The 14,942-nt window shown below is 37.7% G+C and carries 15 protein-coding genes; 10 read left to right on the top strand and 5 right to left on the bottom strand.

Annotated features, from left to right (window positions below; translation table 11 throughout):
* Positions 1-77 precede the first annotated feature (77 nt).
* Positions 78-2,012, bottom strand: coding sequence for a DNA topoisomerase (ATP-hydrolyzing) subunit B (gene gyrB / locus FFS26_RS02245; protein ID WP_110009416.1), 1,935 nt, complete (start codon positions 2,010-2,012; stop codon positions 78-80).
* Between the two features lie 234 nt (positions 2,013-2,246).
* On the opposite strand from gyrB, the gene FFS26_RS02240 reads away from it, so the two are divergent.
* Genes FFS26_RS02240 through FFS26_RS02230 form a run of 3 tightly spaced genes read left to right on the top strand, consistent with a single transcriptional unit; the run spans position 2,247 to position 5,112 of the window.
* Positions 2,247-3,590 carry a cytochrome ubiquinol oxidase subunit I gene (locus FFS26_RS02240; protein ID WP_110009417.1) on the top strand — a complete coding sequence of 448 codons (1,344 nt, stop codon included), beginning with the start codon at positions 2,247-2,249 and terminating at the stop codon, positions 3,588-3,590.
* Positions 3,587-4,591, top strand: a complete 1,005-nt coding sequence (locus FFS26_RS02235) for a cytochrome d ubiquinol oxidase subunit II (protein ID WP_137904172.1) — start codon at positions 3,587-3,589, stop codon at positions 4,589-4,591. The genes FFS26_RS02240 and FFS26_RS02235 overlap by 4 nt, the downstream gene beginning before the upstream one ends.
* Before the next feature lie 5 nt (positions 4,592-4,596).
* Entirely contained in the window at positions 4,597-5,112 is a 516-nt protein-coding gene (locus FFS26_RS02230; RefSeq protein WP_137904171.1) for a ClbS/DfsB family four-helix bundle protein, read from the top strand.
* A 36-nt stretch (positions 5,113-5,148) separates the two neighbouring features.
* On the opposite strand, the gene lysS is transcribed toward FFS26_RS02230, so the two are convergent.
* The 4 genes from lysS to FFS26_RS02210 all read right to left on the bottom strand — a co-directional run bounded on the left by lysS (position 5,149) and on the right by FFS26_RS02210 (position 8,546).
* On the bottom strand, positions 5,149-6,846 hold the full coding sequence (gene lysS, locus FFS26_RS02225) for a lysine--tRNA ligase (RefSeq protein WP_137904170.1): 1,698 nt from the start codon (positions 6,844-6,846) through the stop codon (positions 5,149-5,151).
* Between the two features lie 174 nt (positions 6,847-7,020).
* On the bottom strand, positions 7,021-7,950 hold the full coding sequence (rlmF, locus tag FFS26_RS02220; protein ID WP_137904169.1) for a 23S rRNA (adenine(1618)-N(6))-methyltransferase RlmF: 930 nt from the start codon (positions 7,948-7,950) through the stop codon (positions 7,021-7,023).
* Positions 7,951-7,953: 3 nt separating this feature from the next.
* Positions 7,954-8,328 carry a c-type cytochrome gene (locus tag FFS26_RS02215; protein WP_110009422.1) on the bottom strand — a complete coding sequence of 125 codons (375 nt, stop codon included), beginning with the start codon at positions 8,326-8,328 and terminating at the stop codon, positions 7,954-7,956.
* Positions 8,328-8,546 (bottom strand): hypothetical protein, encoded by a 219-nt coding sequence (locus FFS26_RS02210; protein ID WP_137904168.1) that lies wholly within the window; start codon positions 8,544-8,546, stop codon positions 8,328-8,330. The genes FFS26_RS02215 and FFS26_RS02210 overlap by 1 nt, the downstream gene beginning before the upstream one ends.
* A gap of 201 nt (positions 8,547-8,747) precedes the next feature.
* Between FFS26_RS02210 and FFS26_RS02205 the strand changes: the two genes are divergently transcribed.
* The 7 genes from FFS26_RS02205 (at position 8,748) to FFS26_RS02175 (ending at position 14,940) form a co-directional block, all read left to right on the top strand.
* Positions 8,748-9,200 (top strand): cupin domain-containing protein, encoded by a 453-nt coding sequence (locus FFS26_RS02205; RefSeq protein WP_137904167.1) that lies wholly within the window; start codon positions 8,748-8,750, stop codon positions 9,198-9,200.
* 191 nt (positions 9,201-9,391) lie between these two features.
* The gene (locus FFS26_RS02200) at positions 9,392-10,033 is read left to right on the top strand and encodes a hypothetical protein (protein ID WP_110009425.1); all 642 of its coding nucleotides are present in this window, start codon (positions 9,392-9,394) and stop codon (positions 10,031-10,033) included.
* Between the two features lie 245 nt (positions 10,034-10,278).
* Positions 10,279-11,703 (top strand): anthranilate synthase component I family protein, encoded by a 1,425-nt coding sequence (locus tag FFS26_RS02195; RefSeq protein ID WP_137904166.1) that lies wholly within the window; start codon positions 10,279-10,281, stop codon positions 11,701-11,703.
* Positions 11,704-11,759: 56 nt separating this feature from the next.
* Positions 11,760-12,362 (top strand): anthranilate synthase component II, encoded by a 603-nt coding sequence (locus FFS26_RS02190; RefSeq protein ID WP_137904165.1) that lies wholly within the window; start codon positions 11,760-11,762, stop codon positions 12,360-12,362.
* A 41-nt stretch (positions 12,363-12,403) separates the two neighbouring features.
* Positions 12,404-13,390, top strand: coding sequence for an anthranilate phosphoribosyltransferase (gene trpD, locus FFS26_RS02185; RefSeq protein WP_137904164.1), 987 nt, complete (start codon positions 12,404-12,406; stop codon positions 13,388-13,390).
* 59 nt (positions 13,391-13,449) lie between these two features.
* The gene (gene trpC / locus FFS26_RS02180) at positions 13,450-14,223 is read left to right on the top strand and encodes an indole-3-glycerol phosphate synthase TrpC (protein WP_137904163.1); all 774 of its coding nucleotides are present in this window, start codon (positions 13,450-13,452) and stop codon (positions 14,221-14,223) included.
* Positions 14,224-14,241: 18 nt separating this feature from the next.
* Complete coding sequence (locus FFS26_RS02175) at positions 14,242-14,940, top strand: phosphoribosylanthranilate isomerase (protein ID WP_137904162.1); 699 nt, start codon at positions 14,242-14,244, stop codon at positions 14,938-14,940.
* Positions 14,941-14,942: the final 2 nt, after the last annotated feature.

The raw sequence follows: 14,942 nt of genomic DNA, 5'->3' as shown, positions 1-14,942 counted from the left end.
TTGTTTTTTTGGTTTATCCAAATATAAAAAAAGCTTCTAAATAATCAGAAGCTTTTTTATTATATTTTTAAAAAGGATTATGCATCAATTTTTGCATATTTCGCATTTTTCTCGATAAATTCTCTTCTTGGCGGAACTTCATCTCCCATCAGCATTGAGAAAATACTATCTGCTTCCACTGCATTATCAATGGTTACCTGCTTCAGAATTCTGTGTTCAGGATTCAATGTAGTTTCCCACAGCTGTTCAGGGTTCATCTCTCCAAGACCTTTGTAACGTTGTACCTCTACTCCTTTTCCGTCCGGAGACATTTCTAAAGTAAATTCCTCACGCTCTTTTTCGTTATAAGCATATACTTTTTTGTTTCCTTTCTTTAACAGGTATAAAGGTGGTTGAGCAATATAGATATAACCATTCTCAATAAGTTCCTTCATATATCTGAAGAAGAAAGTAAGAATCAGTGTTGAAATGTGAGATCCGTCAATATCGGCATCGGTCATAATCACGATCTTGTGGTATCTTAATTTTGCCAGGTTCAATGCTTTGCTGTCTTCCTCAGTTCCCACAGAAACCCCAAGAGCAGTATAGATATTTCTGATCTCTTCGTTATCATATACTTTATGAAGCATAGATTTTTCTACATTCAGGATTTTACCTCTTAACGGAAGAATAGCCTGGAAGTGTCTGTCTCTTCCCTGCTTAGCCGTACCCCCTGCGGAATCTCCCTCTACAAGGAAGATTTCAGATTCTGCCGGATCTTTTGATGAACAGTCTGATAATTTCCCTGGAAGACCGGAACCTCCCATCGGAGATTTTCTCTGAACCATTTCACGGGCTTTTTTTGCAGCCTGTCTTGCTTTTGCAGCCAAAACCACTTTCTGAACAATCAGCTTAGCTTCATTTGGGTTCTCTTCAAGGAAGTTGGTAAGCATTTCCCCTACAATTTTATCTACAGCCCCGGAAACTTCAGAGTTTCCTAATTTTGTTTTAGTCTGTCCTTCAAACTGAGGTTCCATTACTTTTACAGAAACTACAGCTGTTAATCCCTCACGGAAATCATCTCCTGTAACTTCTACTTTCTCTTTCTGTGGAATTCCTAAATCATCAGCATATTTTTTAAGGGTTCTCGTCAAAGCACGTCTGAAACCTGCAAGGTGAGTTCCTCCTTCATGAGTGTTGATGTTGTTGACGTAAGAGTGAAGATTTTCGTTGAAAGAAGTATTGTAACGCATTGCTACTTCAACAGGAATATCATCTCTTTCACCTTCCATGAAGATCACATGCTCCATGATAGATTCACGGTTGCCATCAATATAAGCAACGAATTCTTTTAATCCGCCTTCAGAATGAAAAACTTCAGAGCGGAAAGATCCGTCTTCCAGTTTTTCTCTTTCATCCGTTAAAGTAATGGTAATTCCTTTATTAAGATAAGAAAGCTCTCTTAAACGGCTTGCTAATGTATCGTAATTATATATTAGTTCTGTAAAGATGGTATCATCCGGCTGGAAAAACTGCTTGGTTCCTCTTTTTTCGCTGTGACCAATCTCCTCAACACCTGTCTGGGCTTTTCCTCTTGAATAAATCTGCTGGTAAACGTTTCCGTCTCTGTAAACCGTAGTGATCATCTCATTGGAAAGGGCATTCACACACGAAACCCCAACTCCGTGAAGACCTCCTGAAACCTTATAAGAGTCTTTGTCAAACTTACCTCCGGCTCCAATTTTTGTCATTACCACTTCAAGGGCAGATTTCTGCTCTTTTTCGTGGAAATCAACCGGGATACCTCTACCGTTATCACTTACTTCAATTCCGTTTCCTTCCTTGATGCTAACGAAGATCGTGTCGCAGTACCCTGCCAATGCCTCGTCAATAGAGTTATCTACTACTTCATAAACCAAGTGGTGAAGTCCTCTGACTCCTACATCACCAATGTACATTGAAGGACGCATACGAACGTGTTCCATTCCTTCCAATGCCTGAATACTACTAGCTGTATATTGTTTTTGACTCATATTAAAAATTAAAAATCCTGCTATATGCAAAGACTCACAAATATCGTGATTTTTTTCGAGGTATGAAAGTTAAAAAGTGTCAAAAAAATGTGGAGTTTTCTTTAGAAAAACATAAGGATTGGTGAGCCGGTAAAAGAAACAAAATTAAAATGTATTGGTGAGATAGCAACTGTTGTAAATCATATTCAACATCAATAATTTATGCTTAAATTTATTAACTGAAAAGTTGAAATTATGGATGATTTTATCGCAGCACGCGCTCAGATGGCACTCTCTCTGGGCTTTCATATCATATTCTCCTGTGTGGGTATGGTGATGCCTTTTCTGATGGCTTTTGCCCATTGGAAATATCTGAAAACCAATAACGAGGTATATAAAGGACTTACAAAAGCATGGAGTAAAGGGGTGGCTATCCTTTTTGCAACGGGAGCCGTTTCAGGAACAATGCTTTCTTTTGAACTTGGCCTTTTATGGCCCGGATTTATGAAACATGCAGGTCCGATTTTCGGGATGCCTTTTTCTCTGGAAGGAACAGCCTTTTTCATCGAAGCGATTGCCATTGGTTTCTTTTTATACGGATGGGAAAGATTCAATAAATGGTTTCACTGGTTCTGTGGTTTTCTTGTAGGAGTAAGCGGGCTGGCTTCTGGAATTCTGGTGGTAGCAGCCAACTCATGGATGAATTCTCCCACCGGTTTTGATTATATTAACGGACAGTATCTTAATATAGATCCTATCAAAGCGATGTTCAATGATGCATGGTTTCCGCAGGCCCTTCATATGACAGTTGCTGCTTTTTGTGCAACAGGATTTGCAGTTGCAGGAGTTCACGCTTTTATGATTATGCGAAAGAGGAATATTGAGTTTCATACCAAAGCTTTTAGAATTGCCGTAGGTTTTGCTCTTATCGGAGCTTTTGGAGCCCCTTTGAGCGGTGATGTTGCTGCTAAATCCGTTGCAGAAAGACAACCGATCAAGCTGGCTGCCATGGAAGCTCATTTTGAAACTGAAAAAGGGGCTTCATTTGTGATTGGAGGAATACCTGACGAAGAAAAAGAAGAAGTAAAATATGCTGTGAAAATTCCAAAAGTGTTGAGTTTTCTGGTAAGTAATGATTTTAATTCTGAAGTAAAAGGACTAAAAGATTTTCCGAGAGATGAATGGCCTCCGGTTGCTGTGGTTCATTATGCTTTTCAGATTATGATTTTCTTCGGTGTGGTGATGATCGTTATCGGAGCTGTCTATTTATATGCCTTCTTCTTCAAAAAAGAATGGCTGAATAAAAACTGGTTACTAAAAACCTTTTTAATCGCAACACCTTTTGGATATATTGCTCTGGAAGCGGGATGGACGGTAACAGAAGTCGGAAGACAGCCCTGGATTATTTATGGAATTATGAGGACAGCAGATGCGGTAACTCCTATGCCGGGAATACAGTATTCATTCTATTTCTTCACGGCTATTTTTGTATCATTATCATTGATCCTTGTTTTCCTTTTAAAGAGACAGATTCAAATGGTACCGAAGCTTTACGATCCTACTGATGCTCAGTTTAACGATAAAAACAAAAAATCATGATTTACATTGTAATAGGTTTTCTCTGGCTATCCATCTGTCTTTATATTATTCTGGGAGGAGCTGACTTTGGAGCAGGTATTGTAGAAATGTTCACCAATAAAAAAGCCCGCCATAAAACCCATGAGATTATGTATGAATCTATTGCTCCTGTTTGGGAAGCCAATCACATGTGGCTGATTATTGCCATCGTTATCCTTTTTGTTGGCTTTCCGGAGATTTATACCACTATGTCTACTTATCTTCACATTCCTTTAGTCTTAATGCTTTTAGGAATTATTGCAAGAGGAACAGCTTTTACGTTCAGGCATTATGATGCTGTGAAAGACAATTGGCAGGTTTTATACACTCATATTTTCTACTACGCAAGCCTTTTAACACCTTTCTTTTTAGGGTTAATAGCTGCTGCAACGGTTTCACATTCTATCAATCCTGATGCTGTAGGCTTTCTGGATTTGTATGTGTTCAGCTGGCTGAACTGGTTTGGGGTTTCTGTGGGCTTATTTACTGTAGCCCTTTGTGCTTATCTTGCTTCTATTTTTTCATTAAGAGAAACCCGTGATAAGGCCGATCTTTTGTTAATGATAAGAAAATCCAAGCAGACCATGATCTTTGTTGTGATAACCGGAATACTGGTATTCGTAGCTGCTTATATTTCCGATATTCCACTTTTGATGTGGGTATTTTCAAAGCCTTTGGGTATTATGGCGATTGCTTTTGCCACCATTGCCTTGTTGCTTATTCTAAGAGCGATGAACCGTCAAAAACTACTTCCCGTACGTGCTTTGGCAGGATTCCAGATGGTGATGATTTTAGTAGCGGCAACGTATCAGCATAATCCGGATATTATTTTATTAGGAAACGGACAGCATCTTTCATTACTGGAACATATGGCTCCTGAAAAAACTATCGCTGCATTGGGATGGGCATTGATGCTGGGATCACTATTTATTCTTCCTTTCTTATTTTATCTGATGGCTTCTTTCAGTAAGTTGAGAAAATAGTAAGTATGCAGGGTTATAAAGATAAAACAGAACTCATTGAAGAGCTAAAGAAAAGATATCTTCTCTATGATCAGGAATTTAATGATATCAAAGAAGAGGACAAAGATCTTTTGCAGCCGGGAGTTGATAAAACTCCATCACAAAATATTTCCTATCAATTGGGTTGGACTCACCTCCTTTTACAATGGGAATCTGATGAAAGCAAAGGAAATGAAGTAAAAACTCCCACTCCTCAATACAAATGGAATAACCTGGGAGGATTATACCAGTCTTTTTATAATGAATACGGTTCTTATAGTTTACAAGAACAAAGAGAACTGCTACAAAGTAAGGTTGATGAAATTATCACTTGGATAGAAAATCTTGACGATAGAACATTATTCACTCCCGGACAGAGAAAATGGGCAACTACTCCCGCCCAGTGGCCGGTTTGGAAATGGATTCATATCAATACCGTAGCTCCCTTTAAAAACTTCAGGGCACAGCTCCGGAAATGGAAAAAAGAAAAAGGTACAGCATAACACTGTACCTTTTTTGTTTATGTTTTCTGAGAAATCTTAAGCCAGTTTCATCAAAAGATTTTCATCAATTTTCTCTACTTTCACAATATTGTTTTTTGTCAAAGTCTTGGAAGCTTTATCCCATTTTTTACCGGATAACTGGCTTCTTTCTTTTACTTCAGCCAAAGCCATTGGCTCGTCCTGAGAATTAAGGATTTCAAGGATTACTTTTTCATCCTCTCCTAATTCAATTTGTGGAACTGCTTTTTCAGGTCTCATCTGAGGGAAGAATAATACTTCCTGGATTGAGGCATTATTCGTTAAGAACATAATTAATCTATCCATACCGATTCCTAATCCTGAAGTTGGCGGCATACCATACTCCAGCGCTCTTAAGAAGTCCTGATCGATGAACATGGCTTCATCATCTCCTCTTTCAGATAACGCCATCTGTGCTTCAAAACGCTCTCTCTGATCGATAGGATCATTAAGCTCTGAATATGCATTAGCGATTTCTTTACCGCATACCATTAATTCAAAACGCTCTGTTAAGCCTTCTTTGCTTCTATGTTTCTTTGTCAGTGGAGACATTTCGATCGGATAATCCGTAATGAAAGTCGGCTGGATGAAGTTTCCTTCACATTTCTCACCGAAGATTTCATCGATTAATTTTCCTTTACCCATCGTCTCATTTACTTCGATACCGATAGATTTCGCGAAATCATATAATTCCTTCTCAGTTTTTCCGGTGATATCGAAACCTGTAAATTTCAGGATCGCTTCTGTCATGGAAACTCTTGGGTAAGGAGCTTTGAAATCTACTTCATGTTCCCCAAAGGTAGCTTTTGTAGTTCCGTTTACCTGGATAGCACAGAATTCCAGTAATTTCTCAGTGAAATCCATCATCCAGTTATAATCTTTGTACGCTACATAGATTTCCATAGCGGTAAACTCAGGGTTGTGGGTTCTGTCCATTCCTTCATTTCTGAAGTTTTTAGAGAACTCATATACTCCGTCAAAACCACCTACGATCAGTCTTTTCAGATATAATTCGTTGGCAATTCTTAAATATAGTGGAATATCTAATGCATTGTGGTGCGTGATAAACGGTTTAGCTGCTGCTCCACCAGGAATTGACTGTAGGATTGGTGTTTCTACTTCAAAATATCCTGCATCATTAAAGAATGTTCTCATGGCATTGAACAATTTTGTTCTCTTCACGAAAATTTCTTTTACCTGTGGGTTTACCGTTAAATCTACGTAACGCTGTCTGTATCTTAATTCAGGATCTGTAAAACCATCGTGTACTACTCCGTTTTCATCAGTTTTAGCCTGAGGCAGCGGACGTAAAGCCTTTGTAAGAAGCGTAAAGTTTTTCACTAAAACCGTCTTTTCTCCTACCTGAGTGGTAAACAATTCTCCTTCAATACCGATAATATCACCGATATCCAGAAGGTGTTTGTATACTTCATTATAGAGTTCTTTATCGTCACCCGGACAGATCTCGTCTCTGTTGAAATAAACCTGGATTTTTCCTTTAGAATCCTGCAATTCTGCAAAAGAAGCCTTTCCTTGAATTCTGCGGGACATCAATCTACCAGCGATCTTCACCTGTTTACTTTCAGAAAAATCCTGTTTTATAGATTCTGTAGTATCTGTAATTATATACTCATCCGCAGGGAACGCATTAATCCCCATTTCAGTAAGCTTATTCAGCTTTTCTCTTCTAATGATTTCTTGTTCTGATAATTGCATTTCTTATTTTTCTAAAAGCGTACAAATTTAGGCATTTTTGACATGACCGTCAATGGCTTTTTTAAGAAATTTTAAAAAGTGGTAAAGATGCGGGGTATTGGGGTTCGGAATACGTGTTTAGAGATCAAAGATTTGAATGATTGTGCTATAACATTAAACTTTGAACTTTGAATTTTAAATCAACCAGCTTTTTCTGTCTTTTCGGGGAATAAACGTCCACGCCAGCATTCTGCTTATTTTTTGTCCCTGAGCCATATCGATAGTTCTCACCTCTCCAGCATTTACTTTCTTTAAAAGATTGTTGAGTTTATTGAGATTGTCTTTTTTCGAAACAAGACACGTGAACCAAAGAACCTGTGATGAAAACAATCTGCTATCATTGATCATTTTAGTAATAAAAGCAAGTTCACCCCCTTCACACCAAAGTTCAGACTGCTGTCCGCTGAAGTTAAGAAGAGGTTTCGTTTTCTTTGATTTACTAAGATTTTTTGTTTTTCTGATATTCCCTTTCATGACAGATTCTTCGGAATCATGAAAAGGAGGATTGCACATGGTGAAAGTAAATCTGTCTTCCGGACCAATGATATTGGTAAAGATATGATCAGCATCAGGCTGGCTTTTTAACTGAATAACAGAGGAAAGATCTTCATTTTGATTCAGAATGTGTTGAGCATTTTTCAAAGAATCCTGATTGATATCCGTTCCCAGCATGGTCCAGCCATAAGATTTGCAGCTGATTAAAGGATACACGAGATTCGCGCCTGTTCCTATGTCTAATCCTTTTACAGAATTTCCTGTCGGGATTTTATTAAGTGGTTCACCTAATAGATCGGCAATATAATGTACATAGTCTGCTCTTCCCGGGATCGGTGGACAAAGATTGGTGTCAGGAATGTCCCAGCCTTTAATGTTGTAGAAATGTAAGAGTAGGGCTTTGTTGAGCAGTTTAACAGCCTGTGGAATGCTGAAATTAATGGTTGCCGTCTGATAGGCATTTGTAAAAACATAGTGTTTCAGTTCCGGCACACAAGAAATAAGCTGATCAAAATCGTAGGGATTACGATGCAGATTTCTTGTGTGCAGACTGGATTTTTCAGCGGACATATTTTATTTCTTCTGACTTAAAATATATTCCACCATTTTTTTGGCATCTTCTTTAGATACCTGAGGATGAGCAGCCATAGGGACACTTCCCCATACTCCACTTCCGCCTTCTATAATTTTGGAAGCCAGCAGTTCAGTATCCTTTTCAGAGTACTTTCCTGCAATTTCCTGATAAGAAGGTCCTATCATTCTCTCATTCACAGAATGGCAGCCTGAGCAGTCCAATGTTTCCATGATCTGATCACCGGAAAGATGAGACTGAGCAGGTTCTGAAACAGCTGTAGTTTCAGAAGAAGATGCCACTTCTGCTGTATTTTCTTTTTTAGAACAGGAAATGATCATAAGACCCAGTGTTCCTGCCAAAAGTATTTTTTTCATTATTTCTTCGCTGTAGAATCTGTTTTAGCAGCTTCAGGTGCAGTTGCAGCCGGAGTTGCAGCAGCTGGAGCAGCAGTTTTAGCAGTAGAATCTACCACTGTAGTTGCTTCCGGTTCCTCAAGCATTGTGTTGCTATCCTGTAAAGAGTGATCTGGCTTTTTTTTGCAGCTTGCCAATAATAAACCTCCGATAAATGCGATTGCTAATACTTTTTTCATTTTTTTCTAATTTGGAAGCAAAAATATAAAAAATAAACTTTTAAACTTATGACAAATGTTTTCTTTAGGAAATATTTTTGAGATCAGGATTTTAACAACTAATAAAAAAATAATTCAAACATGGGAGAATTTTAAATTAGGTTAGTATTTTTGTATATCGGATGATCCGAGCCAAAAATCAACGTATTAATTTAAAAATGTATGACCAGAAAACATGTATTGGGTACAGCTTGCTTTGCTATACTCTCTTCTCTCCTTTTTTCATGTGATAATTCATCCAATGAACCACAATCAGAATATTCTGATAAAATTGAATCGGTAACGCTTTTAAAAACGACAAAATCCTGGGACGGAGCTACATATCCTGCCTATCCCGCAACTCAGCCGGAAATTTCGGTTCTTAAAATTGCTGTACCTCCCAATTCGGCACTGAGCTGGCATAAACATCCCGTCATCAATGCTGCTTATGTAGAAAAGGGTGAAATTCAGATTGAAAGAAAAGAGGATGGAAAAACGCAATGGATAAGAAAAGGTCAGGTGCTTCCTGAAATGGTTAATACCGGCCACAGAGGTAAAACCGGAGACCTCGGCGCAACGCTGATTGTTTTCTATAGTGGAACTCCTGACATTCCTTTATCTGAGCCAGTACAATAAATAGTTCAAATGCTGGGTTCGCAAGGTAATGATGATAAAACTCTGTTTTTTATTCACAAGGGCACTTCGTTTAATTAATGACAGCGTCTTTTGCTGAGTGAAACGCCCTTGTGATCATTTTAACAGTCATTTAATAACATCTTTGCGATCTCAGCGTTTAAATAAAAGATTATTATAGTTATCTTTAATCCATGGTTTTAATTTCAAAAATTCTGTTTTTCACCAGCCATCATGGTTTTTATACTGTGGTTCTGTTGTTTGCATTCTTTGGATTGCTCTCCTATCTGACCAAAAAAGCATGGTTTTTGATTCCGATCATTCCACTTGCTATATTGAATGGTTTTGGAGGACAGTTTCTAAATGCATGGTTTTTAAACAAATACGGAGTAGAAAGCACAGCTATTATCACCTCTGATGTAGAAACCAATTCTACCCTGAATGATATGTATATCCACGATTATGAGGCTATTGTAAAGAAACAGGACGGAACATATACCACTACCTTTTTCTCCACTACTACTGCAGCCATTTATCCTATCAGAAATTCAATCAGAATTCCAGGTGATAAGGATATTCCTGTAAAATACATTCCGGGATATGAAAAAAACATGGTAATCCTTTATGACCAATCCAGGGAAGGAAAAATTGTATTACAAAATGAAAAAATGGCTCCTGTGAATTCTGCAAGAATCAAATATGAAGCAGACAGAACAAATAAACAATTCATTGAAGAATATATTGCTGCATTGGAAGATTATGTAAAAGACTATGATGATGAAACTTACAGAGAAAAAATCAAAGTATTGAAACAAGAACTCAAACAGCTTAAATAAGAGGTTTCAATGTTAAGTTTTTTTATTTTCAGAAATTTTTTAGTCTTTGTATTAAAAAAATTTCTACATTTGTCCCATGTTTAAAATGAACAACAATATTTGGTGGTGGCTTTCAAACTCTTCGTCGGGTCTGGAGGTATTGTCATGTTGTTAATTACAGCAGAAATAATCAAAAAACAATATATAGGCTTTGACGGATACCGTTAAAGCCTTTTTTTATTCCTAATCTCACAAAAAACAATAAAATGTTGACCAAAACAATTACGATAAAAACCGTTTCAAAAAAAACACTGGGAGACCTTCATACTCCCATGAATATTTACCTTAAGATCAGGGATAAATTCCGTGATACGATTCTTCTGGAAAGTTCAGATTCAAAAAGTATTGATAATAACTTTTCCTTCATCGCCGTGAATGCCATTGCCGGAATTGAGGTGAAAAACCTCAGCGAATATGAAATCAAACTTCCTTCTTCTGCTCCCGTAAAGCAATTTATTATGGAGCGGAATATTACAGATGTATTTGAAGAATTTCGCCAGATTTTTAAATGTGAAGAAACCAATGATCCTATTGAGCAGACGGCTCAGAGCCTTTTCGGCTACACAAGTTTTGAAGCGGTACAGTTTTTTGAAAACATCAGCCTTAAAGCACAAAGCAAGGAAGTAGAGATTCCTGTTTTAAGATACAGATTGTACCAATATGTGATTGCTATCAATCATTTCAATGATGAAATGTATATTATAGAAAACTGTATTGATGGCGTAAAGTCTGAATTCCATCTGTTGAAAAACCTCATTAAAAATCAGAATACTCCGGTTTACCCATTTGAGAAAATAAGCGAAGAAACATCTAATATTACAGATGAAGAATATATTGAACTGGTAAAGACAGCTCAGAAACACTGTATGCGCGGAGATGTCTTCCAGCTGGTTCTGAGCAGAAGATTCGAGCAGAAATTCAAAGGTGATGAGTTCAACGTGTATCGTGCTTTGAGAAATATCAATCCTTCTCCTTACTTATTCTATTTTGATTACGGAAATTACAAATTATTCGGATCGAGTCCTGAAAGCCAGTTAATCATCAAAAACAATAAAGCCATTATTCACCCGATTGCAGGAACATCCAAAAGAACGGGGAATTTTGAAGCTGACCTTGAAGCTATTGAAGTCCTGAAAGCCGATCCTAAAGAAAACGCAGAGCATACCATGCTGGTGGATCTGGCAAGAAATGATCTTGGAAAACTCGGAAAAAATGTAACGGTTACCAAGCTTAAAGAAATCCAGCTGTTCTCGCACGTTATTCATATGGTAAGTGAGGTGACTGCAGATGTTGCTGATGACATCAATCCTCTGGAAATGGTTTCCGCTACTTTCCCTCAGGGAACATTAAGCGGAGCACCCAAGCATAAAGCGCTTCAGCTGATCAATCGATATGAAAAAGATTCCCGTGGCTATTATGGCGGCTGTATAGGAATCATCGGACTGAACGGAACCTGCAACCAGGCCATTATGATCAGAACTTTCTTAAGTAAAAACAATACCTTATTTTATCAGGCTGGTGCCGGTCTTGTAGCAAAATCTGTCCCTGAAAGTGAATTACAGGAAGTCAACAACAAACTGAATGCACTGAAAAAAGCAGTAGAAAAAGCAGAAAAAATAGTTGAAAAATAAATCCGTCAACCAGCAAACAACAACAAAAAAAATAGCAACTCTCTAACAAAAAAGCAATGAACAACAATATAAACACTCAACAACCACAGCTTAAAGTTCTCGTTTTCGATAACTATGACAGCTTTACCTATAACCTTGTCCAGATTATCGAAAGAATTCTGAATCAAAGAGTGGATGTGGTAAGAAATGATAAAATTACCCTTGAAGAGATTGGAAAATATGACAAAATCATCCTTTCTCCAGGTCCCGGAATTCCTGAAGAAGCAGGTATTTTATTAGACCTTATTAAAGAATACGCTCCTTCAAAAAGTATTCTTGGAGTATGTCTCGGACAGCAGGCCATTGCTGAAGCTTTCGGAGGGAGTCTGATCAACCTGTCTGAAATCTTTCACGGAGTGGCTACCACTACCGATCTGGTGAAAGAAGACACCAAATTATTTCAGGATTTACATTCAGGATTGGAAGTGGGAAGATACCACAGCTGGGCAGTGAATACTGAAGATTTCCCGGAAGAACTGGAAATTACGGCTGTAGATAAAGACGGAATGATCATGGCTTTGCAGCACAAAACCTATGATGTACACGGAGTACAGTTTCACCCTGAAAGCATTTTAACGCCGGAAGGAGAAGTAATCATTAAAAACTTTCTGTTGTCATGAAAACCTTAGAAAGTCCTTCAACAACCATAAAAATACCACAAATGAAAGAAATACTTCAATACCTGTTCAACCATAATACGCTTTCAAAATCAGAAGCAAAGGCTACCATGATTGAGATTGCACAGAATAAATTCAACGCTGCGGAAGTGACTGCTTTTATCAGTGTTTTTCTGATGCGGAATATCACCTTGAAAGAGCTGGAAGGTTTCAGAGAAGCATTGTTACAAATGGCTGTTCCTGTAAACATCGACGCCAGTGATGCGATTGATATTGTAGGAACCGGAGGAGACGGAAAAGATACCATCAATATATCCACTCTGGCCAGTTTTGTAGTAGCCGGAGCCGGACAAAAGGTAACAAAGCATGGAAATTACGGTGCTTCTACCACTACAGGCTCTTCCAATGTACTGGAAGAACTGGGATACCAGTTTAAAAACAGCTCAGAACAATTGAATGAAGATCTTGAAAGAGCTAACATCTGCTTTTTGCACGCTCCTTATTTTCATCCTGCGCTGCAATCTGTCGGATTATTAAGAAAATCGCTGGGATTAAGAACTTTCTTTAACCTTTTGGGTCCTTTGGTCAATCCGGCAAAGCCCCGATATTCAATGATTGGAGTTTATAATCTGGAAATTGTAAGAATCTATCAGTATCTTCTTCAAAAGGAAGAACGTGAATTTATTCTGGTGCATGGTCTTGACGGATATGATGAAATAAGTCTTACCGGCGACAGCAAAATCATCACCAAAAACGGAGAAGAAATATATTCTGCAGAAGATTTAGGTTTCAATCCGGTAACGCTGGAAGATATTAAAGCAGGAAACTCCATTCGGGAAACGGCAAAAATATTTATGAATATTCTGGAAGGAAACGGTACAGAACAGCAGAACTCAGTAATTCTTGCCAACGCTTCAGCCGCACTTTACAACACCCATAAATTCGGGACCTATGATAACTGTCTTCTCATGGCTGATGAAAGTCTGCAAAGCGGAAAAGCATTGAATAGTTTTAATCTTTTGATCCAATAAGATTCACCATTCACTTGCAAAGCAAAATTCACTATTGACTATATTACAGACACAAAAAAATGACTATACTGGATAAAATTATTGAACGAAAAAAAGAGGAGGTTGCTGCTGCAAAATTGCGCATTTCCCTTGACCGGTTAAAAGACACCTCTTTTTTTGGAAGACCAACCTATTCACTGAAGGAATCTATCAAAAATAAGAGCGGAATTATCGCTGAGTTTAAAAGACAATCACCTTCAAAAGGGATCATCAATAATAATGTACAGCCTTTGGAAGTAGTTTCTGCTTACAAAAATTATGGAGCCAGCGGGGTTTCTATCCTGACTGATCATGATTTTTTCGGAGGAGATTTAAATGATATTCTCAGTGTAAGAAATGACATCAATATTCCGATTCTGCGAAAAGATTTTATGATTGATGAATACCAGTTTTATGAAGCCAAAAGTATTGGAGCTGATGTAGTATTACTGATTGCTTCATGTCTTTCACCAGCTCAGGTACAGGAATTTACCGAATTAGCTCACCAACTGAAATTGGAGGTTTTACTGGAAATTCATACAGAAGATGAACTGAAACATTTTAATTCAAAAATCGATTTAGTTGGGATCAATAACAGGAACCTTAAAGATTTTAAAGTAGATCTTCAGCATTCGGTTCAGTTGAAGAATCAACTTCCGAAAGAAGTTTTATCTGTTGCAGAAAGTGGTATTTACAGCATTGAAGATTTTCAGTTTTTAAAAGAAAAAGGGTTTGATGGTTTCCTGATGGGTGAATATTTCATGAAAAATACAGATCCGGCCAAAGCTTTTGAAGAATTCGCTTCTCAAATTTAAACTCAAGAATAATCAACAATGAACCTGCAACCTACAACCTCAAACCTGCCATCTCGCCTGAAAGTCTGTGGTCTTACAAAACCGGATCAGATTCAGGAATTGATTGCTATGAAAACAGATTTTCTCGGTTTTATCTTCTACGAAAAATCACCGAGATATGTTTTGAACCATCTGAGTCTGGAAGAACTCTCAAGTATTGACCACCAGGGAAAAGTGGGCGTTTTTGTTAATGAAGAAGCAGATATCATTGTAAAGGTCGTTCAGCGTGCGGATTTGAATTTTGTACAGCTTCATGGTGATGAAAGCAATGATTTTATTGCTGAACTAAGACAAAAACTGAATCCTGAGGTTGGAATCATTAAAGTCATCAGAATAGGAAGTAATACGGCAGAAAATCAAAATAAAATAACACAAATTCTTGATCTGCAACCTGCAACCTGTAATCTGCAACCTATCACCTACTACCTATTTGATACAGACAGTAAAGCATTTGGCGGAACGGGACAACAATTTGACTGGAATATTCTGAATGAATTTGAGATTCCACTGCCCTACTTTCTAAGCGGCGGAATTTCTGAAGATAATATCTGTGATGTAAAAACATTGAAGCAACAGCCTTTCGCTTTGGATATCAATTCAAAATTTGAAACAGAACCCGGAAATAAAAACATTGACAGTATAAAAAAGTTTAAAACTTTATATCAGCAAAATAAATAACA

Source organism: Chryseobacterium sp. 2VB (genome assembly GCF_005503635.1).
Lineage (GTDB): Bacteria > Bacteroidota > Bacteroidia > Flavobacteriales > Weeksellaceae > Chryseobacterium > Chryseobacterium cupriresistens.
This window is presented reverse-complemented; position numbering and strand designations above follow the sequence as displayed.

Bases quoted from the DNA above. Each gene is read 5' to 3' on its own strand.
- gyrB (WP_110009416.1), bottom strand. From the start codon at position 2,012: ATGAGTCAAAAACAATATACAGCTAGTAGTATTCAGGCATTGGAAGGA.
- FFS26_RS02240 (WP_110009417.1), top strand. From the start codon at position 2,247: ATGGATGATTTTATCGCAGCACGCGCTCAGATGGCACTCTCTCTGGGC.
- FFS26_RS02235 (WP_137904172.1), top strand. From the start codon at position 3,587: ATGATTTACATTGTAATAGGTTTTCTCTGGCTATCCATCTGTCTTTAT.
- FFS26_RS02230 (WP_137904171.1), top strand. From the start codon at position 4,597: ATGCAGGGTTATAAAGATAAAACAGAACTCATTGAAGAGCTAAAGAAA.
- lysS (WP_137904170.1), bottom strand. From the start codon at position 6,846: ATGCAATTATCAGAACAAGAAATCATTAGAAGAGAAAAGCTGAATAAG.
- rlmF (WP_137904169.1), bottom strand. From the start codon at position 7,950: ATGTCCGCTGAAAAATCCAGTCTGCACACAAGAAATCTGCATCGTAAT.
- FFS26_RS02215 (WP_110009422.1), bottom strand. From the start codon at position 8,328: ATGAAAAAAATACTTTTGGCAGGAACACTGGGTCTTATGATCATTTCC.
- FFS26_RS02210 (WP_137904168.1), bottom strand. From the start codon at position 8,546: ATGAAAAAAGTATTAGCAATCGCATTTATCGGAGGTTTATTATTGGCA.
- FFS26_RS02205 (WP_137904167.1), top strand. From the start codon at position 8,748: ATGACCAGAAAACATGTATTGGGTACAGCTTGCTTTGCTATACTCTCT.
- FFS26_RS02200 (WP_110009425.1), top strand. From the start codon at position 9,392: ATGGTTTTAATTTCAAAAATTCTGTTTTTCACCAGCCATCATGGTTTT.
- FFS26_RS02195 (WP_137904166.1), top strand. From the start codon at position 10,279: ATGTTGACCAAAACAATTACGATAAAAACCGTTTCAAAAAAAACACTG.
- FFS26_RS02190 (WP_137904165.1), top strand. From the start codon at position 11,760: ATGAACAACAATATAAACACTCAACAACCACAGCTTAAAGTTCTCGTT.
- trpD (WP_137904164.1), top strand. From the start codon at position 12,404: ATGAAAGAAATACTTCAATACCTGTTCAACCATAATACGCTTTCAAAA.
- trpC (WP_137904163.1), top strand. From the start codon at position 13,450: ATGACTATACTGGATAAAATTATTGAACGAAAAAAAGAGGAGGTTGCT.
- FFS26_RS02175 (WP_137904162.1), top strand. From the start codon at position 14,242: ATGAACCTGCAACCTACAACCTCAAACCTGCCATCTCGCCTGAAAGTC.